This is a genomic window from Campylobacter coli LMG 9860 (assembly GCF_000254135.1).
GTDB classification, from domain to species: Bacteria; Campylobacterota; Campylobacteria; order Campylobacterales; family Campylobacteraceae; genus Campylobacter_D; species Campylobacter_D coli.
Genome location: NZ_AINS01000031.1, coordinates 1 through 19,679, shown reverse-complemented (window position 1 = coordinate 19,679; position 19,679 = coordinate 1). Strand labels below are relative to the sequence as shown.

Here is a 19,679-nt window from a genome sequence, read left to right as displayed (position 1 = left end):
AAATATCTCGAGGTGATTATTTTATCACCTTTTTTTCACGCTTTTCTCTTAATTTTTTAATCTCTTCTAAAAGCATAAATTTAAGCTCTTTAAGTCCAGTTTTTTCAAGGCTTGATACTTTGATTAAAAAGCTTTGTGGATTATCAATACTTTTTAAATATTCTTCTAAATTCGCTATATTTTGGGCGATCTGCTCGGCAAAATCTTCACCCAAATTCACACTATCACTTTTTGAAATCATTATGCCAAACTCACGTCCAAAAAGCTCATTTGAAAATTTCTCAAGCTCTTTTCTTAACACTATAAATTGCTCTTTTAAAGGCATTTCTCTCATAGGATCTAGTACAAAAAGTAAAAAGCTAGTCCTTTCTATATGTTTTAAAAATGCAAGCCCTAAGCCTTTGCCCCCACTTGCACCTTCGATAATCCCTGGAATATCAGCCATCACAAAAGAATTATACTCATCCACATCTACAAGCCCTAGTTTTGGTGTGAGCGTGGTAAATTCATAATTTGCGATTTCAGGCTTTGCATTTGAAACTACACTTATAAGGGTGGATTTTCCCACATTTGGAAAGCCTACAAGTCCTACATCGGCGATAAGCTTAAGCTCAAGTCTTACTAAACGACTTTCGCCTTTAATGCCTGGCTGTGCATAATCAGGGCGCTGATTGGTTGCATGTTTAAAATGCGTATTTCCAAGCCCTCCTTTGCCACCTTTTAGAAAAAGTTCTCTTTGTCCCTCTTTTGTAAGATCTAATAAAACTTCATTAGTCTGCGCATCAATAACTTGCGTTCCCTCAGGGACAATAAGTTCTAAATTTTCACCCTTTTTTCCATTTTTGTTGCGTCCCATTCCACCTGCGCCATTTTGCGCGCGAAGCTCTCTTTTACCTTTAAAATTTACAAGTGTATGTGTATTATTATCGCAAACGAAGATGATATCCCCGCCATTTCCTCCATCGCCACCATCAGGCCCGCCAAGAGGAACATGCTTTTCACGACGAAAACTCACCGCGCCTTTGCCACCATCGCCCGAAGCTAAAGTAATCTTAACACTATCAATAAACATTATAATTGCCTTTGATTTTAAATTTATAAAGCTAAATTAGAATAAATTATAGAAGTTAAATTTATAAATTTAAAGTTTCTAAGGCGTAAAAACGCCCTAAAAACTTATGCAGGATATACAGAAACTTTTTTTCTGTCTTTGTCTTTTCTTTCAAATTTCACAAAACCATCAATTAAAGCAAAGATAGTGTGATCTTTTCCTATGCCTACATTATTTCCTGCATGAGTTGCAGTTCCTCTTTGGCGAATAATGATATTTCCTGCTCTAACAAATTCACCACCAAATTTTTTAACACCTAAGCGACGACCTATAGAATCGCGGTTATTTTGAGTTGAACCCTGACCTTTCTTGTGTGCCATTCTTTACTCCTTAAGCTTTAATATCTTTTACTACAACGCGAGTGAATTGTCTTCTAAAACCGCGTTTAAGTTTAGAATCTTTTCTGCGTCTTTTTTTATAAATCACAACTTTTTTATCTTTTCCGTGATTAATCACTTCCAAAACAACTTTTGCACCTGCTACGAAAGGCGCACCTACCTTTAATTCTTTATCATTGATAGCAAGAACTTCACTTACTTCAATACTTGCTTTGCTTTCAGCTTCAAAGTGATCTAGCTTTAACTCATCGCCAACGCTAACTTTATACTGCTTTCCGCTGTGTTTAATAATAGCATACATTGCTTTTTCCTTAATAATTTGGTAAGTACCACAAAGCACCGAAATTCGGATTTAAAAGCTTTAATGGCTAGAAAAGTTTTAATTTTACAAAAATTTTCTTTAATATTTGATGAATTTAAGAAAGACTTTAGAGTTTAAAATAAACCCTAAAGCAATTTAAAAGCCAAGATTGACCCCGCCATTTTCATGAAGTTTATAAGTATTTTCTTTCCCTTCTTGTTTGTTATCTTCTTCTAAAGTATCAAAAAATAATGATTTTTCCATTTCTCTTTGCATAAATAACGCAATGTTTTCCCAATTTTTTTGCTCTTTTTTGCTGTCGCCAGATAAAGTAAAAGTTGTATTGAAGGTTTTAGAAAAAACAAGCTCTCTTGTAGGATAAAATATAAGCTTATAGGCTATATTTATACTTACTTTTGTATTATTTTGATAGCTTATCTTACTTTGTTTTGCTTGAGTAATATCTAAAATCTCAAATTCTAAAATATAATCAGCACCCAAAACATTGCCTAATTTATAGCTTTCTTCGCTAGAACCATCTTCGCTTTTTATAATTTTATTTTCATCTTTAAAATCATGCTCTCTTTCCAAAAGAGTAAAATTCTCATCCTGTGAAAAAGCATCATACAAAGCTCTTTTTAAATATGATTCTTCTTTGTTTTTATCGTTTAAAATTACTAATTTAGGTTTATTATCGTTTTGATACAAAGATTTAAAAGCTGAAATTTCAACTTGCCAAAGCGTTCCGTTTTGATCAATTTTATCTACTTTATAAGTATCGATATAACCCTTACTTACATTTTGAAGGACACTTTTAGATTTTTGTGAAATTTGTCCTAAATGAGAGAAGCTTAAATCAATACTTTGAAGCTCTTGTCTTAAATTGACATTAGAAACTCCTTTAAATTGTGATAAAGCGTCTATTAAAGCATTATTTAAAGCTTCTTCCTTGCTTTCTCCTGTTCCATTACCTTGCACCACTTTTTGAAATTTATTTCTTTGGTGAGGCAAGGTTTTAAGACTCTGAACAGGATCTAAAGAACTTAAATTAACATCCTCTAGCGGAACATAATCATAAATAATAACATCATCTTGCGCCCACATAAAACTCAAGATGGTTAAAAATAAAAAGATTTTTTTCATTACCAAGTTACCGATTTACTTGAGCCTGTTTTATCAATCGTTCTTTCATCTTCCCAATAAGCAAGTCCTGAATTTAAATCCGTAACGCTTAGATAAAAGAAATACTCTGCTTGTATATCGCCATTCTTAAGCTTGACATTGTCTTGGCGGATCTTTCCGCTGATTGAAAAATCAGGTGCAACCAAAGTTCCTTTGCTAGAAATGGTGTTTTGATTAAATTCATCATTATCTCTTAATTCTCTTACTGCTTCACTCATTTCATCCCTAGCTCCACCCGCTGCAACAGCTGTTGTTAGGACAAATTTACCTGATTTTCTAAGCGCTATAGTGATCTTACTAATGAGCTTATCTGTATCAATGCGTTGGGGAGTATCATTGATAATTTTACCTATAGCAATAACCTTTCTTTGACCTGGTTGAATATTGGCAAAAGCAGGATCGCTTAACATACTATCTATCATAATTTGAGCAGTTTTTTCAAAATCTTCCCTATCAAGTCCTAAGGTTAAAGCATCACCTTGTTTTTTTTGACTTGCATAACCATCAGTATAAACAGGCGCTCCACAAGCTGCAAAAAATACTGCGAAAAATGCGCTAAAGATTATAAAAATATTTTTTTTCATTATTTCTCCTTTTTTTGTAATTATACTCTTTTAGTTTTCAATTTTGTAAACCCTAGCGGGAAATTGAGAAGCAAAAGAACGCACTACAATCAATACATTTTTATCAATATCCACTTCACTAGAATAAATTTTTTGATTTTTATCATCATAAATTTGTACCGATCCATCATTTTCAATCATCATAATTTGTATATTTTTAGGTAAAAAATTCCAAAATCTTAAATCACTTCTTGTGGTTGCAATGCTAAAAATATTTGTAGCAAGACTTAAAATTCCACTCTCATCATTTTTAGCCACAGCCATATTTAAACTTGTTTTTAAAGTGCTTGAGATTAAAGATTTGATGATGATTGAAGTCAAATTGGCTTTAAATTCACTCGCAACAATTTGATCAAAATCAAAAGCATTAGAAGTTATAAATTTCTGATGATTGTTTGCAATATTTAAATTTTCATAAGAAGCATTACGCTTTTTTAAAATAGGTAAAGCAACACTAGCAGTCGTAATATAATCATCAAAGATAAATGGCAAGGTTAGATTAAATTCATCCAAAGCAGGACTTAATCCATTTTCATATATTATAAAAATATATTTTTTTAATTTTTTTGGATTTAAACTGCTTGAATATTGATCAAAAATCTTAAATTCTTTTTCTATTTCTTTATTTAAATTCAGCACATAAACTTCTTTAAGTAAATCCGCTGCTTTTTTATAATCATAATCCATAAAGAAAAATATAGATGAAATATAAGTTACATAAGGATTGGTATAATCTTTTTGTGCATTAAAGTCTTTAAAAAGATTTTCATATTGTTTTGAAACAATTTTTATATTATTATCGATATTTTGCCTTAATTTTTCTTCCTTGCTAGCCTCTTGATATGCTTTTTTAATTTCGGAAGCAAAATACTCTTTTGCCTTTTCTTGTCTCATCAATGCGCGGTTAAATTCCACCCTAGCATTAACAAAATCTCCCAAACTCATAAAATTTAAACCCTTATAAACATTAAGCATGGTTCTTTCATACCAAGCACCTTGATAATCATTTACACCCTCATTTATCAAAGTAGATGCAAGTGCTCTTGTGCTTTTCTTGGATAAACTTTGCAAATCCACATCGTATTTATAAGAATCTTCAACCTTATCAAAAATAGAATTACTTAAGTTAAAATCCTTACAATCTCTTGCGATATAACCTGTATTTAAACCTGTAAAAATCACATCTTTATTTTGACTGATCTTTTCTTGTTGCTCTTGAAAAAATTGCTTATTGCAAGTTTGAGAGAATAAATTTTGTTGATAGAATACATTTTGTTCTTGATGAGTAGAGCATGCTGAAAAAATTATCGCTAAAATAGAAAAAACAATTGTTTTATATTTCATTATAATTCCAAAAATAAAAATTATAATTAATATATCATAAAATTGATAATAGCCCAAAAAAGGGCTATTACATTAACATAGGAGCGATTACAAAGCCTAAAGCTACAGCAATTGCAATAGCTAAAACTCCTGGTACAAAGAAAGAGTGATTAAATATAAATTTACCAATTCTAGTCGTTCCTGTATCATCCATTTGCACAGCACCAAGTAAGGTTGGATAAGTTGGAAGCACAAAAAGTGCCGAAACTGCTGCAAAACAAGCTACAAGCATATAAGAATCATGCGGATTTGCTGCTGAAATTCCTAAAGCGGTGATAATTACAGGTACAATGGCCTTTGCGGTTGCTGCTTGAGAATATAAAAGCATGCTTGCAAAGAAAAATGCAACTGCTAACATAGCAGGGGTTTGTTTAACCCAGTCGCCTGCTACTTCTTTAATAGAAGCTTCGTGTCCTGCAACAAAAGTATTTCCAAGCCATGCTACACCAAAAACGCAAACACAAGCAGTCATACCACTTTTAAATACACTGGTATCAAGAATTTTACCTGGTTCAACTTTACAAAGCCAAGTGATCAAAGTTGCTGCAGTAAGTAAAAAGCTCATAATAGCTGCATCTCTTGGAACCACAACAGGATCAATCCATTTAATATTGCTTGAAATTGCGGTTGCATAAAGTACAACTGCCAAAACAGTGATAAGAAAAATTGCTACTGAAAGTTTAGCACCTGGTTTATCTTCACCATGTAAAATAGCTCCTGCATCTTTAACAAGTCCTGCTTTTAAGCGTTCTTGATAAACGCTATCTTTGCTTAAATCCATAGGAGTGATTAAACTCACTATAAAAGCTGTAAGCATACAAGCTATAAAAGTTGTACTGATCCAAATTCCAATTAAAGTTGGATAATTCCATCCTAGTGGTTCTAAAACCCCGCTCATATAAACCACAGCTGCACTCACAGGAGAAGCAGTGATTCCAATTTGCGAAGAAACAACCATTAATGAAAGTGGAACACTAGGTTTTATATTTTGAGATTTTGCAACATCAACTACAACAGGCATTAAAGAAAATACTGCATTTCCTGTTCCTGCTAAGATAGTAAGCAACCATCCGCAAGCTGGAGCTAAATAATTTATAAATTTAGGGCTTGATCTTAAAATTTTTTCTGTAACCCTAACCATATAATCAAGCCCACCAGCTTGTTGCATAGCAGAAATTGCTGCAATAGCTGCAGCAATAATTAAAATAACATCCCAAGGAATATTTCCTGGTTTCATTCCCAAAACAAGTCCTAAAACAACAACACCAAGTCCTCCTGCATAGCCTATGGCTATACCTCCTAAGCGAATTCCTATAAAAATTGCTCCAAGGAGGACAATTATTTGCAAAATTATCATTATTGTATCCATGGTTAAGCCTTTATATTATTTTTTAGCTTCCATATGTGGATTTAACATATTTGCAGGAGTTAAAATTTCATCAATTTGCTCCTTGCTTAAAAGTCCTCTTTCAAGTGCGATATCAGCTACTCTCTTACCTGTACTCATAGCCTCTTTAGCAATACTGGCTGAATTTTCATAACCTATATAAGGATTTAAAGCAGTTACGATCCCTACTGAGTTATAAACAAAATCAGAACAAATTTTTTCATTAGCACTAATACCATCTATACATTTATCTGCTAAAGTATGCATTGCTTTTTCAAGCATAACAATAGAATTAAATAAACTATAAGCAATTACAGGTTCAAAAACATTAAGCTGCAATTGTCCGCCCTCGCTTGCAAAAGTAACGGTTACATCCGCTCCAATTACAGCGTAACAAACTTGATTTACTACTTCAGGGATAACAGGATTTACTTTACCTGGCATGATAGAACTACCTGGTTGCATTTTTGGCAAATTGATTTCATTAAGACCGCATTTTGGACCACTGCTTAGAAGTCTTAAGTCATTACATACTTTAGAAAGTTTTGTTGCAACGCGTTTTAAAACACCTGAAATTTGGACATAAGCTCCTGTATCTTGAGTTGCTTCGATAAGATCTTCTGCCACAGTGTATTCAAAGCCGGTTACTTCTCTTATTTTTCTTTCTACTACTTTTGGATAATTAGGATGAGAATTAATACCTGTTCCTATAGCTGTTCCGCCTAAATTGATTTCTAAAATCAGTTTTCTAGCTTCTAAAACTCTTTGTATATCTTCACCCATCATTACTGCAAAAGTTTTAAACTCACGACCCAAAGTCATAGGTACTGCATCTTGAAGTTGGGTTCTACCCATTTTTAATACATCTTTAAATTCTTCTGCTTTTCTCTCATAAGCTTTTTTAAGATGTTCCATAGCTTTTGCCAAATCACTTAGATAATCATGCAAAGCAAGATGCAAAGCAGTAGGATAAGCATCATTTGTACTTTGACTTAAATTCACATGATCGTTTGGATGAAGGTATTGATACTCACCTTTTTTATGGCCCATAAGCTCAAGTGCTATATTGGCTATCACTTCATTGGCATTCATATTTGTACTTGTTCCAGCTCCACCTTGTATCATATCAACTACAAATTGATCGTAATATCCGCCCTCTAAAATTTTATCGCAAGCTTTAATAATAGCATCTTGGATATCTTTATCTAAAAGACCTAATTCATAATTTGCCATAGCAGCTGCTTTTTTAACCCTTGCTAAAGCTCTTACAAAGCGTGGGAAATCCTTTAGCCTCTCGTGTGAAATATTGAAATTTTCCACCGCTCTAAAGGTTTGCACTCCATAATAAACCTCATCAGAAATTTCTAATTCCCCGATAAAATCGTGCTCTTTTCTTGTTCCCATTTGAAACCTTTCTTAATTTAATTTTTCATACAAGCTTTATTACTTGTACTCATATCAGTATAATCATATTGTAATTTTGGTTAATAATTGGTTAACAATATTTATTCTTTAGAAATACTATAAAATAGACTTTTAGGATAATTTAACTCTTTTTATATTTAATTTTTATTTATTAATTAATTTTATTTATTTCAGTAAAAATTAATATATTTTTCTTGGCTTGTTTGATAAAATATACCTTTAATTTATTTTTGGAAGTTTTTATGAAAGAAATTACTATAAACATTGAAGATATCAAAATAAATAATGATTGGAAAGAGTTTTTAAAAAAAGAATTTAGCAAAAGCTATTTTTTAGAAATCAAAAAACGCTATATACAAGCTTTAAACAATAAAGCCATTATCTATCCTCCTTCAAATTTAACCTTTAATGCTTTTAATCTTACTCCTTTGAGTGAGCTTAAAATTGTACTTTTAGGACAAGATCCTTACCATCAACCCAATCAAGCTATGGGGCTTAGTTTTTCTGTGCCTTGTGGGGTTAAAATTCCTCCTAGTCTTTTAAATATTTATAAAGAATTAAAAGCAGATCTTAATATAGAACCTTCTAAAAGCGGGGATTTAAGTTCTTGGGCAAAACAAGGAGTTTTACTTTTAAATTCCATTCTTAGCGTTGAAGCGGGAAAGCCTGCAAGTCATAGCTCGTGGGGTTGGCAAGAATTTAGTGATGCGGTGATTTCAAAGTTAAGTCTTGAAAAATCAGGACTTATTTTTATACTTTGGGGAAATTATGCAAAATCCAAAAAAGCTTTAATCGATACAAAAAAACATTTTATTTTAGAAGCAGCACATCCTAGTCCACTAGCTAGAACAGGCTTTTTAGGTTGTAAACATTTTTCAAAAGCTAATGAAATTTTAAAAAATTTAGGAAAAAAACCTATAAATTGGCAATTGACTTAGAAAAATTATATAAATGTTTTTTTAATAATTTAAAAATACTAAGCCCGATTTCATATTTTATTCAAAAATAAAATAATTAATATAGATTTTTATAATTTATCGTTAAAATATATAAAAATTTTAAGGAGATAGAAGTGAAAACGATAGGCATTATAGGTGGAATGAGTTTTGAAAGTACCATAACCTACTATAAAACTATAAACGAAACCATTAATAATCAACTAGGCAATTTAAATTCTGCAAAAATTTTACTCTATAGTGTCAATTTTGAAGAAATAGCAAATTTGCAAAAAAATGGCGAGTGGGAAAAAGCTGCGCAAATTTTAGGAGAATGTGCTAAAAAATTAGAACTTGGTGGAGCTGATTTTATACTTATTGCCACCAACACCATGCATAAAATTTTTGATCAAATTCAAAAAAATATAAAAATTCCTCTCATTCATATTGCTCAAAGCACAGCCAAAATTCTAAAGCAACAAAACATACACACCATAGGCTTACTAGGCACCCAATATACTATGATGGAAGATTTTTATAAAAATGCATTAAAAAAAGAAAATATAAATACAATCACCCCAAATCAAAGCGATATGCAAGAACTAAGCGACATCATCTTTAATGAACTTTGCAAAGGACAAATGAAAGAAAATTCTAAAGAAAAATACTTAAAAATCATCCAAAAACTAAAGGACGAAGGTGCTCAAGGTATAGTTTTAGGCTGCACAGAAATTGGATTGTTGATTTCCCAAGAAGATACAAATATCCCAATTTTCGATACAGCCTTAATTCACGCCCTTGATGCTGTAAATTTAGCTTTAAAAGATTAATCTTTCTTTTTAGAGATAGGACAAACTCCCAAAGGACAAGCTTGCTTTCCTGTCCAAACCCTTATAGGGCACACACCAAAAATACCTGTAAGCAAAGGAATAAATCCTATCAAAGCCCACCAAGACGCATAATAAACCCCTACACTAAAGATAACCAATGCTAGGATTATTCTTATTATTCTTTCTAGTTTACCCATTTCTTCTCCTTTTGTATAATTTAATCAAAGTATAAACAAAAAAAATTTTCTTGTCAGTGATAAAAGTCACTAAAAAATAATTAATCTAAAAAAGATACAATAAAAATTAAATTCACAAAGGTAGTCTATCTTGGATAAGGAAAAAATTTTAAAAGAATATTTTAAAAACTATAATCTTGAAAACAAAGACTTTGAAGCTATGGTGGAAAAATCATACTTTAAAGAATTTGACAAAAATACAATTTTAGATGATTGTTTAGGATTTGTGATAGTTTTAAAAGGAGGATTTCGTGCATTTATTTTAGGTCAAAACGCCAAAGAAATCACTGTTTTTAAACTGAAACAAAATGAAGAATGTGTCATTTGTTCTCATTGTATCTTTGAAACTATATCTTACAATCTCACCCTAGAAAGCTTTGAAGATACTCAAATTTTAATTGTTCCTGTAAAAATATATTCTCAACTAAAAGATAAATATCCTTTAATAGCAAACTATACTCTTAATCTTATTGCCAAACGCTTTAATTCTTTGATTAATATTTTAGAGCAAGCTCTTTTCACCCCTCTTCATCATAGGGTTAAAATGCTTCTTAAAGAAAACGCAAAAGAAGGAAAAATCACTTTTACACATGAAGAAATAGCCTTACATTTAGGCAGTACTAGAGAAGTTATTTCACGAATTTTAAAAACAATGCAAAAGGAAGGTTTTATTCAGCAAAATCGTAAAGAGATTACACTTTTGAAAGATTTATGATAAAAATGCCCATATAAATATGGGCAAAATTGCAATATTTTAAAAAGATTTAATTCTAAATCGGTTAAATCTTTAAGAACTTTATAGCTTATTGTCTTTTTCTAATTGATTAATATTAAGCATGATAAATTTATAGCTTACATAAATCACCAAAGGCCAAACCAATAAAAACAAAGCATGTAACATTTTTTCTCCTTAATATGCGTGATCATCGTTTGCGATTTCTTCGCGTGTGATTTTTACTTTATCCATTGCATTCCAAACATAGATAATATAAGCTAAAACAAAAGGTACAAGTAAAGACACATAAGCCATGACGCTTAGAGTATAATAGCTTGAACTTGCATTTTTTAAAGTTAAAGAACTTTGCAAATCACTTAAAGATGGGTAAAAAGCACTTTGACCTAAACCAATGCTTGATAATAAAGCAAAAACTGTTAAAACCGTTCCAAGTCCTAGGGTAAAAATAGCTTTAGAGCAACCTTTTGCTCCTTGAACCATACCTAAAAGCACAAATACAACTCCAACGATAAATAAAATAGCAAAAAGAATATTATCTAAAAAATTGTATAAATATACATTTTCAGTCATACTCACAATGCCCTTTTCGTCCACTCCAAAACCCTCTTTGATAAAAATCCACGCAAGAAATCCTAAGAAAAAAGGCAAAAATAAAATACTGTTTATACTCAGTTTTCTAACGGCTTTTGCTTTGATATTTTCATCTTTGATATTATTCATAAAATAAGCAGCACCCAAAATTCTAGATAAAAACACCAAAGCAATACCCAAAAGATAATTAAAAGGATTAAGTAAAAGTTCTAAGCCGTGCAAAGGATTTTGCCAAGAAACAAAATTATGCTCATTTAAGATAAATTCAGAACCGCTAAAAAAACTGCTTATTGCAACCCCGATTAAAAACACTCCTAAATAACCATTGATTTTAAGAAAAACTTCATAGGTTTTAGAACCATAGACATTGTTTTCTTTTTTACGATACTCATAAGCAACGGCTTGTAAAATAAAGCAAAATAAAATACAAAGCCAAGCCCAATAAGCCCCACCAAAACTTGTGCTATAAAAAAGCGGAAAAGCAGCAAAAGCAGCACCGCCAAAAAGCACAAGAGTAGTAAAACCAAGCTCCCATTTACGACCTAGTGAGTTTACAAGCATTGTTTTTTCAAGTTCGTCAGAACTTAATTCATCAATTAAAGTTTGACCCCCTTGAACAAAAAACATAAAAACCAAAAGTCCGCCTAATAAACTTAAAATCACCCACCAATAAATTTGTAACCCCTCAAGTTCTAAACCGAAAAACATTATTTTTCTCCTTTACCCATAAGAGTACTATGTCCAGCATACGCATCAAAACCTTTTTTGATTTGAGTAAGCATGATCTTAATCTCTGCAATCAAAAGTGCAGTAAATAAAACCGCAAAAATCCAGAATGAAATTTGAACATTGACTTTGCCAAGTTCGGTTGCTGCTATATGAACAGGCATTAAATCTTGTATAGCCCAAGGTTGCCTACCTACTTCAGCCACTATCCATCCTGCCTCTGCTGCGATATATCCTAAAGGAATACACAATAAACAAAGCCAAAGAATTTTTCTAAATTTCTCAATATCATTTGCCATAGTAAGATAAAGCGTTGCGATAAAAAGTAAGAAAAATAAGCTTCCAAGAGCTACCATGATATGAAAACTATAAAAAGTTAAAGCCACAGGTGGGATAGCATCTGTTGGTTTTTCTAAATAACCATAACCAAAATCTTTAAAATTTGCCTCTAAAATACTTTTGTGAGTTGCCATGGCTGCTGTATCGTTATTATCTTTAGCTAATTTATAATCTTTTAAAGCCTGTATAGCGATTTTTCCTTTATCGATGCGTTCTTGCATAGGCTCTATGCCTCTATCTTCGTTTCCGTGTATTAAATCCTCAATGCCTGGCACAAAAGAATTAGGATCACGATTTCCTAATATAGATAAAGCATAAGGTATAGTAATATCAAATAAAAACACACTTTCGTTATTATCTATAGTTTTTTTAGGATTTAAAATTCCAAAAGGAACAAGTCCTGCACGGTGCTCACCTTGATAAACCCCTTCCATAGCCGCAAGTTTCATAGGTTGCGTTTGGGTAACACGATAAGCACTCTCATCTCCGCTAAAAAATAAGAAAACCGAACAAACAAGCCCAAAACTAGCACCCACAACTAAACTTTTCTTAGCTTCGATAATATGACGCCCTTTTAATATAAACCAAGCTGAAATTCCCATTACAAATAAAGCTGAAATCACATAACCACTGCCTATGGTATGTAAAAATTTTGAAATAGCTACAGGAGAAAGTGCTACTTCAAAAAAGCTTTGCATTTCATTTCTTGCTGTATCAGGGTTAAAGCTCATTCCTACAGGATATTGCATCCAACCATTTGCAACCAAAATCCAAAATGCTGATAAATTACTGCCTATAGCCACACACCAAGTTGAAATAAGATGGAATTTCTTAGAAACTTTATCCCAGCCAAAAAACATAACAGCAAAAAAAGTAGCCTCTAAGAAAAAGGCCATTATACCTTCAACTGCCAAAGGAGCACCAAAAATATCACCCACAAACCAGCTATAATTTGCCCAGTTGGTTCCAAATTCAAACTCCATAATAATGCCCGTAGCTACACCGATAGCAAAATTGATAGCAAATAAAGAAAGCCAGAATTTAGTGATTTTTTTCCATCTTTCATTGCCTGTTTTTACATAAATGGTTTCCATAATAGCAATGATAAAAGATAAGCCCAAAGTCAAAGGCACAAATAAAAAATGATAAAGCGCGGTTAACGCAAACTGCGCTCTTGACCAATCCACACTGCTAAGTTCGTTCATTATTTCTCCTTAATAAGATTTTCTATGACAAAATTACTTTTTTCATTATCATTTTTAAAAATAGAATTGAAATTTACGTCAAAAACAAAAAGTTTAAGCACAATAAGCATTATAAAAAGTTTTATAAAAATAATTTTCCATAAAGTTTTTCCAAGGGTAAGGTTTTTAAACCCTTCTTTATAAAAGTTAAAAATTCGCACAAAAAAGAAATAAAAACATTTTAGATACATTAAATTAAACCTTATAAAAATAATGAAAAATTTAAATTGGAAAAAAGCTTGAAATTATAATGAAATTTATGTTATTAAATCCTTAAAACTTGCTTTTATAATTGTTAAAACTTTAGCCGGTTTTGACTATAAATTCTAAAATTTGGTATTTAACTAACAAAAATATTCTAGAAAATGACAAAACAAAAAAGATTTTACTCTCATTATAGTTATATTTTTATATTATATTTTTATATACTCTATATGTTACCAAATTGCACAAAATGATACATAAGAAGCCTTATGATTTTTCTTAAATTTTAATTTCATTATATATATTTTAAGAATTTGTTAGAATGAAGAGAAACTTTAAATAAAATAAAACAAAGGAGAAGACACATTATGTGGCAACAAATTTATGATCCGTTTAATAGCATTTGGCTCAGTGCCTTATTTGCTTTTTTACCTATTCTTTGCTTTTTAGCTTGTTTGGTATTTTTCAAGTTAAAAGGTTATCAAGCGGGTTTTTTAACCGTGGTTTTGGCAAGCGTTATAGCTTTATTTGTTTATGATATGCCTTGGAATTTAGTAGGTGCTAGTTTTGTACAAGGCTTTACAAATGGTATGTGGCCTATAGCTTGGATTATTATCGCAGCTATTTTTCTTTACAAACTCTCTATCAAATCAGGTTCTTTTGAAATCATTAAAAAAAGCGTGATGAGCATCACTCCTGATCACAGAATTCAAGTGATTTTGATAGGTTTTTGTTTTGGTTCTTTCTTAGAAGGTGCTATAGGTTTTGGTGGTCCAGTAGCTATCACAGCAGCTCTTTTGGTGGGACTTGGTTTGCGTCCTTTACAAGCAGCAGGACTTTGTCTTATAGCCAATACCGCACCTGTTGCTTTTGGTGCTGTGGGGATTCCTATTATCGCTATGGCAAATTTAGTAGGAGTTGAAGCTCATTCTGTTTCTGCTATGGTGGGTAGAATGCTTGTTCCACTTAGTCTTACTATACCTTTTTTTATAGTATTTTTAATGGATGGTTTAAAAGGGGTAAAAGAAACTTTCCCTGCTATTTTAGTTGCCGCATTAAGCTTTACAGCAACGCAATTTTGGAGCTCAAATCACTTAGGCGCTGAACTTCCTGATATTATTTCAGCTATTGTGTCTTTAGCAGTTACAACTATCTTTTTAAAATTTTGGAAACCAAAAAATATTTTTAGACTAGATGGAGAAACTCATTTTAGCGAAGATAATACCCTAAATTTTGGTGATGTGTTAAAAGCTTGGACACCTTTTATTTTACTTATAGTTTGTATTATCATTTGGACTCAGCCTTGGTTTAAAGCTATCTTTGATAAAGATGGTTTTTTAAGCTATACAAGCATTAGCTTGCAATTTAGCAATCTTACAAGCGGTATTTTAAGTCCTTCTATCACAGGTATAGGCGAAGCTAAACCTCTTTCTTTAGGACTTGGAATCGATCTTATCAATGGTAAAAGTGTAGCTCAAGCAGGAACTGCGATTTTACTTGCAGCTTTTTTAACCATAGCTATTTTAAGAATAAAAGCTGAAGATGCTGCTGAATGTTTTTGGGCAACCCTAAAAGAAATGGCTATCCCTTGTCTTACTATAGGTTTGGTTGTAGCCTTTGCTTTTATCTCTAAAAATAGTGGTATGAGTACTACTTTAGGACTTGCTTTTGCTCATACAGGAGATGCTTTTGCATTCTTTTCGCCTATTATAGGTTGGATTGGAGTTTTCCTAACAGGATCAGATACAAGTGCTAACTTACTTTTTGGAACCTTGCAGCAAGTAAGTGCGCAAAAACTAGGCGTTAGTGAAGCTTTATTCTTAGCAGCAAACTCTGTAGGTGGAGTAGTAGGAAAAATGATCAGCCCTCAAAGTATAGCTATTGCTTGCGCAGCCGTTGGACTTGTAGGCAAAGAATCTGATCTTTTCAAATTCACACTCAAATATTCTATAGCTTTTATCATTTTAATAGGAATTTGGACTTGCATTATCGCATTCTTTTTACAAGGAATCATTCCAGAGGTAGTAGCCAAATAAAAACAAACTTGCAAGATTTATTCTTGCAAGTTTAAGCAAGTTTTAAATGAAAAAATTTTGAAAATATTTTTATCATTGATTTAATTTTGATTTTATTTTTCTAAAGTTAGAATAATTGTTTATATTAAATCTCTTAAAATGAAGGAGAAGAAATGAAAAAGGTGTATTTTTACGCCACATGCTTAGGAACTGCTGCCATGCAAGAAAGCGTTCTTAATGGTATTAAACTTTTACGCCGAGAAGGAGTGGAAGTTATTTTTAAAAAAAACCAAACCTGTTGTGCTCAACCCTCTTTTAATTCAGGATATTTTAATGAAAGTCGCGAAATAGCCTTATACAATGTAGATTTATTTGACAAAGATTATCCTATCGTTGTACCTAGTGGATCTTGTGCGGGTATGATGAGTCATGATTATAAAGAGCTTTTTAAGGATAGACCTGAATTTTCTAGAGTAAAAGATTTTAGCTCACGTGTTATAGAACTTTCACAATATCTTGATGAAGTTTTAAATGTAAATTATGAAGATAAAGGAGAACCTATTAAAGTGACTTGGCATTCTAATTGCCATGCTTTAAGAGTTCAAAAAAGTATACAAGCAAGTAAAAATCTCATTAGAAAACTTAAAAATGTTGAACTTGTAGAATTACAATATGAAGAAGAATGTTGCGGTTTTGGGGGAACTTTTTCTGTAAAAGAACCTGAAATTTCAAATGCTATGGTAAGAAATAAGATTAAAGATATACAAAATACCGGAGTAAAATACCTCATCAGTGGAGATGGTGGCTGTCTTTTAAATATAGATGGAACTATGCGCAGAATGGGTTTAGATGTTAAAGGCATACACTTGTATGAATTTTTATTTAAGCGTTTGGAAGGAGAGAGATTATGAGTCAAAAAATTCCACACGAAGAAATTGTTCATATTAAATTAAACGACATTCAAATGCGTGAAAATTTGATGACTGCTATGCATACTTTGCAAAAAAATAGACTTGGGGTCATTGATGCAAGATTTAGGGATTGGCAAGGATTAAGAGCCAAAGCAAAACAAGCTAAAAACAATGCCTTAATGAGCCTAAAAGATAGGCTTTTAGAATTTGAAAAAAACGCTACAAAAAATGGCATACAAGTGCATTGGGCAAGTAGCGATAAGGATGCTTGTGAAATAGTCTATGAAATCATGCGTGAAAAAAATATCACCAAGCTTTTAAAAGGCAAGTCAATGGCGAGTGAGGAGATAGGATTAAATCATTATTTAGAAAAAAAAGGTTTAAAAGCCATAGAAACCGATCTTGGAGAGCTTATTTTACAACTCAATGAAGAACCGCCTTTGCATATAGTTGTCCCTGCTATTCATAGAAATCGCCACGAAATAGGTCAAATTTTTAAAGATAAACTTGGTGCAAAATTAGAAAATGACGAACCTGAAAGCTTAAATGCCATAGCAAGAGATCATTTAAGAAAAGACTTTGAAGGCTTAAAATTAGGACTTAGTGGTGTAAATTTTGCCATGTCAAGAGAGGGGGCTTTTTGGCTTATAGAAAATGAGGGAAATGGTAGAATGTGTACCACAGCACCCGATATTCACATCGCACTTTGTGGTGTAGAAAAAGTTATGGAAAGCTTTGAAGATGCAGCAACTATGGTTTCTTTACTTACTCCTTCAGCCACAGGACAATTTATACCTACTTATAACAACATTATCACAGGCCCACGAAAAAATGGGGATTTAGATGGCCCAAAAGAAGTGCATGTGATTTTATTTGATCACAATAGAACCAAAATGCTAGCTCATAAAGATTATTATGAGGCTTTGCGTTGTATTCGATGTGGGGCTTGTATGAATTTTTGCCCTGTTTATGATCAAATCGGCGGACACGCATACCAAACCACCTATCCAGGACCTATTGGTGAAGTAATCAGTCCAAATATTTTTGGTATAGATCACACAGGTGATATTTTAAATTTCTGTTCGCTTTGTGGACGCTGTTCAGAAGTTTGTCCGGTGCAAATTCCTTTAGCTGATCTGATTAGAAAACTAAGATGCGATAAGATAGGACAAGGAGAAAATCCACCTATGGGTACAAAAAATATCCATCATAATGCAATGGAAGCCTTTGCATTTAAGCAATTCAAAAAAGCAGCAACAAAAGGTGAAAGATGGCGTTTTGCACTTTCAAAAGCGCATTATTTTAATTGGTTTGTGCAAAACTTATCAGGAGCTTTACCAGTGATTAAAAAATGGTATGCTTTTAAAGAATTACCTCAAATCAAAAAAGATCTATATAAAGAAATTCAGGCTATAGAAGGAGTAATTTATGAGTAAAATCAATGAAATTTCTAACAAAAGCAAAGAAAAAATTTTATCAGCACTCAATGAAGCTTATGAAGCAAAAGATTTTACTTATCAAGCCAGTATAGATCCTGTAGAGCATATTCAAACAAAAGAAGATGCCTTAGCTGAAATGAAGCAAAAAATGAGTGATAATAAATACATTGTTGAAAACGCTACTAAAGAAACTTTGGAAGAAAAAATCAATGAAATTATCACAAAATATAATTACAAAAAAATGATATATGGCACTGATTTAGGCTTAGATTTAAACAAAATTCAAGCCGAAGAAAAAATTTGCTTTGATAAGGAAATTGAAAATTTACGATATGAAGTTTTTCATAGCGATTTTTCTATAGTTCATGCAAGAGCTGGAGTAAGCTCTCATGGCGTTGCTTTGATACCTTCAAGCAAGGGACAACCTAGAATGCTAAGTCTTGCACCTAAGCTTTGTATAGTGTTATTAAAAAAAGAAGACATAGTAAAAAGCCTTAGCGAAGCTTTAAATTTGGTAAAAAAAGAAAATGAAATTTTACCTACAAATATTTTATTTATCGCAGGTCCTTCAAGAACAGCAGATATAGAATTAATCACTGTTTTTGGCGTTCATGGGCCTCAAATTGCTCATATTGTTATTTATTAAAAAGTTTTAGCTCTAGTGTTATTTACTAGAGCTAAAACCAGCTTAAGTTAAATAAATATTATACGAGATATATTAAAAATTTCATATTTTAAATATAGTTAAATGGGAATATTTATATCCTATTTAACTATATATCATTTTTAATATTGATTTAATATAAAATACGATAACATACCTCAATATCAAAACATACAAATAATTGAGATTTATTTGGAGAAAACTTTGGATAAATTAATTCCTGCTTGGGATGAAAAATACAGCATAAATGATGAGAAAATAGACGCGCAACACCAAAAACTTTTTGAATTAGCTGCTAAAATTGAAAATGCTGTTTATAAATTCGTTCAACGCGATGAGCTTAAAGAAATTCTTACCGAACTCTTTAATTATATGAAAGATCACTTCAGTAATGAAGAGGATTATATGCAAGAGATTTCTTATCCTTATTTAAATGAACATAAAATAATGCACAAAAACATTATCCACGATATGTCGCATCTTATCCAAAATATAAAGACTACCAATGATTTAAAAGAAAAACTTTATACTATAATGTCAGATTGGCTATTAGAACATATTTTACATCATGATGTTATGATAGGAAATTGGCTTTCAGAGCAATTATTAGCCAAACAAGAAGAAGAGCTAGAAAAACTTCAACAAGAGGATCTTCAACAAGAAAAACAATATGAAAACAATCCAAATCCAAGCCCTCCTCAAATCAAAAAAGAATACGATTTTATCTATTCTTGCCCTTGTAGAACAAATCACTTTCTTTCCTATATAGAGCATCTTGATATTATTTGTCATAAAAAACAACTAAGATGTAAAAAATGTCAAAAAAATCTATTTTATGTAAGAAGTGAAATCAAAACTGAAAAAAGGAATAATGATGTTTCCAAAGTGGGATGATAATTATAGCGTTCATAATGCCAAGATTGATGAGCAACACAAAAAACTTTTTGAATTAGCAGGTAAGGTTGAATTTATGTTTGATCGACCCGTATATAAAGATGATATCAAAGCTCTATTGGCTGATTTTTTTAACTATATGAAAGATCATTTTAATGATGAAGA

The 19,679-nt window shown here is 31.7% G+C and carries 20 protein-coding genes and 1 pseudogene; 9 read left to right on the top strand and 12 right to left on the bottom strand.

The annotated features are described in order from the left end of the window. Window positions 1–16: 16 nt before the first annotated feature. From obgE to aspA, 8 genes are all read right to left on the bottom strand, one after another. The gene (obgE, locus tag CCO88_RS04310; RefSeq protein ID WP_002778822.1) at window positions 17–1,072 is read right to left on the bottom strand and encodes a GTPase ObgE; all 1,056 of its coding nucleotides are present in this window, start codon (window positions 1,070–1,072) and stop codon (window positions 17–19) included. A gap of 104 nt (window positions 1,073–1,176) precedes the next feature. Continuing rightward, entirely contained in the window at window positions 1,177–1,431 is a 255-nt protein-coding gene (rpmA, locus tag CCO88_RS04305) for a 50S ribosomal protein L27 (protein ID WP_002778821.1), read from the bottom strand. A 10-nt stretch (window positions 1,432–1,441) separates the two neighbouring features. Next, a complete protein-coding gene (gene rplU, locus CCO88_RS04300) occupies window positions 1,442–1,750 on the bottom strand; it encodes a 50S ribosomal protein L21 (protein ID WP_002778820.1) in 309 nt (102 codons plus the stop codon). A 156-nt stretch (window positions 1,751–1,906) separates the two neighbouring features. Next, window positions 1,907–2,893 (bottom strand): hypothetical protein, encoded by a 987-nt coding sequence (locus CCO88_RS04295; RefSeq protein WP_002786390.1) that lies wholly within the window; start codon window positions 2,891–2,893, stop codon window positions 1,907–1,909. Beyond that, window positions 2,893–3,516, bottom strand: a complete 624-nt coding sequence (lpoB, locus tag CCO88_RS04290) for a penicillin-binding protein activator LpoB (RefSeq protein ID WP_002778802.1) — start codon at window positions 3,514–3,516, stop codon at window positions 2,893–2,895. The genes CCO88_RS04295 and lpoB overlap by 1 nt, the downstream gene beginning before the upstream one ends. Window positions 3,517–3,546: 30 nt before the next feature. After that, window positions 3,547–4,899: a COG3014 family protein gene (locus tag CCO88_RS04285; protein ID WP_002778800.1), complete on the bottom strand. Its 1,353-nt coding sequence runs from the start codon at window positions 4,897–4,899 to the stop codon at window positions 3,547–3,549. A gap of 67 nt (window positions 4,900–4,966) precedes the next feature. Further along, on the bottom strand, window positions 4,967–6,307 hold the full coding sequence (locus CCO88_RS04280) for an anaerobic C4-dicarboxylate transporter (RefSeq protein ID WP_002839566.1): 1,341 nt from the start codon (window positions 6,305–6,307) through the stop codon (window positions 4,967–4,969). Window positions 6,308–6,322: 15 nt separating this feature from the next. Then, the gene (gene aspA, locus CCO88_RS04275) at window positions 6,323–7,729 is read right to left on the bottom strand and encodes an aspartate ammonia-lyase (RefSeq protein WP_002778788.1); all 1,407 of its coding nucleotides are present in this window, start codon (window positions 7,727–7,729) and stop codon (window positions 6,323–6,325) included. Between the two features lie 263 nt (window positions 7,730–7,992). Between aspA and ung the strand changes: the two genes are divergently transcribed. Then, window positions 7,993–8,688 carry a uracil-DNA glycosylase gene (gene ung / locus CCO88_RS04270; protein ID WP_002836537.1) on the top strand — a complete coding sequence of 232 codons (696 nt, stop codon included), beginning with the start codon at window positions 7,993–7,995 and terminating at the stop codon, window positions 8,686–8,688. A 134-nt stretch (window positions 8,689–8,822) separates the two neighbouring features. Beyond that, window positions 8,823–9,515 (top strand): aspartate/glutamate racemase family protein, encoded by a 693-nt coding sequence (locus CCO88_RS04265; protein WP_002781345.1) that lies wholly within the window; start codon window positions 8,823–8,825, stop codon window positions 9,513–9,515. Here CCO88_RS04265 and CCO88_RS04260 read toward each other — a convergent pair. After that, the gene (locus CCO88_RS04260) at window positions 9,512–9,712 is read right to left on the bottom strand and encodes a YgaP family membrane protein (protein ID WP_002778784.1); all 201 of its coding nucleotides are present in this window, start codon (window positions 9,710–9,712) and stop codon (window positions 9,512–9,514) included. The genes CCO88_RS04265 and CCO88_RS04260 overlap by 4 nt on opposite strands. Window positions 9,713–9,842: 130 nt before the next feature. Between CCO88_RS04260 and CCO88_RS04255 the strand changes: the two genes are divergently transcribed. Further along, window positions 9,843–10,466 (top strand): Crp/Fnr family transcriptional regulator, encoded by a 624-nt coding sequence (locus CCO88_RS04255; protein WP_002839563.1) that lies wholly within the window; start codon window positions 9,843–9,845, stop codon window positions 10,464–10,466. A 195-nt stretch (window positions 10,467–10,661) separates the two neighbouring features. On the opposite strand, the gene cydB is transcribed toward CCO88_RS04255, so the two are convergent. Genes cydB through CCO88_RS04240 form a run of 3 tightly spaced genes read right to left on the bottom strand, consistent with a single transcriptional unit; the run spans window position 10,662 to window position 13,578 of the window. After that, window positions 10,662–11,786 carry a cytochrome d ubiquinol oxidase subunit II gene (gene cydB / locus CCO88_RS04250; RefSeq protein ID WP_002839561.1) on the bottom strand — a complete coding sequence of 375 codons (1,125 nt, stop codon included), beginning with the start codon at window positions 11,784–11,786 and terminating at the stop codon, window positions 10,662–10,664. Further along, window positions 11,786–13,348: a cytochrome ubiquinol oxidase subunit I gene (locus tag CCO88_RS04245; protein ID WP_002811122.1), complete on the bottom strand. Its 1,563-nt coding sequence runs from the start codon at window positions 13,346–13,348 to the stop codon at window positions 11,786–11,788. Before CCO88_RS04245 ends, cydB begins: the two co-directional genes overlap by 1 nt. Beyond that, window positions 13,348–13,578 carry a DUF4492 domain-containing protein gene (locus CCO88_RS04240; RefSeq protein WP_002778778.1) on the bottom strand — a complete coding sequence of 77 codons (231 nt, stop codon included), beginning with the start codon at window positions 13,576–13,578 and terminating at the stop codon, window positions 13,348–13,350. Before CCO88_RS04240 ends, CCO88_RS04245 begins: the two co-directional genes overlap by 1 nt. A gap of 381 nt (window positions 13,579–13,959) precedes the next feature. Between CCO88_RS04240 and CCO88_RS04235 the strand changes: the two genes are divergently transcribed. The 6 genes and pseudogenes from CCO88_RS04235 to CCO88_RS04210 form a co-directional block, all read left to right on the top strand. Next, the gene (locus CCO88_RS04235; protein WP_002781351.1) at window positions 13,960–15,627 is read left to right on the top strand and encodes an L-lactate permease; all 1,668 of its coding nucleotides are present in this window, start codon (window positions 13,960–13,962) and stop codon (window positions 15,625–15,627) included. A gap of 152 nt (window positions 15,628–15,779) precedes the next feature. After that, complete coding sequence (locus CCO88_RS04230; RefSeq protein WP_002778775.1) at window positions 15,780–16,517, top strand: (Fe-S)-binding protein; 738 nt, start codon at window positions 15,780–15,782, stop codon at window positions 16,515–16,517. Then, a complete protein-coding gene (locus CCO88_RS04225; protein ID WP_002839558.1) occupies window positions 16,514–17,953 on the top strand; it encodes a LutB/LldF family L-lactate oxidation iron-sulfur protein in 1,440 nt (479 codons plus the stop codon). Before CCO88_RS04230 ends, CCO88_RS04225 begins: the two co-directional genes overlap by 4 nt. Further along, complete coding sequence (locus tag CCO88_RS04220; RefSeq protein WP_002778771.1) at window positions 17,946–18,602, top strand: LutC/YkgG family protein; 657 nt, start codon at window positions 17,946–17,948, stop codon at window positions 18,600–18,602. The genes CCO88_RS04225 and CCO88_RS04220 overlap by 8 nt, the downstream gene beginning before the upstream one ends. 222 nt (window positions 18,603–18,824) lie before the next feature. After that, on the top strand, window positions 18,825–19,514 hold the full coding sequence (locus CCO88_RS04215) for a bacteriohemerythrin (RefSeq protein WP_002778769.1): 690 nt from the start codon (window positions 18,825–18,827) through the stop codon (window positions 19,512–19,514). Continuing rightward, window positions 19,495–19,679: pseudogene (locus tag CCO88_RS04210) on the top strand (bacteriohemerythrin); the annotation flags it as partial. The gene CCO88_RS04215 and the pseudogene CCO88_RS04210, both read left to right, overlap by 20 nt.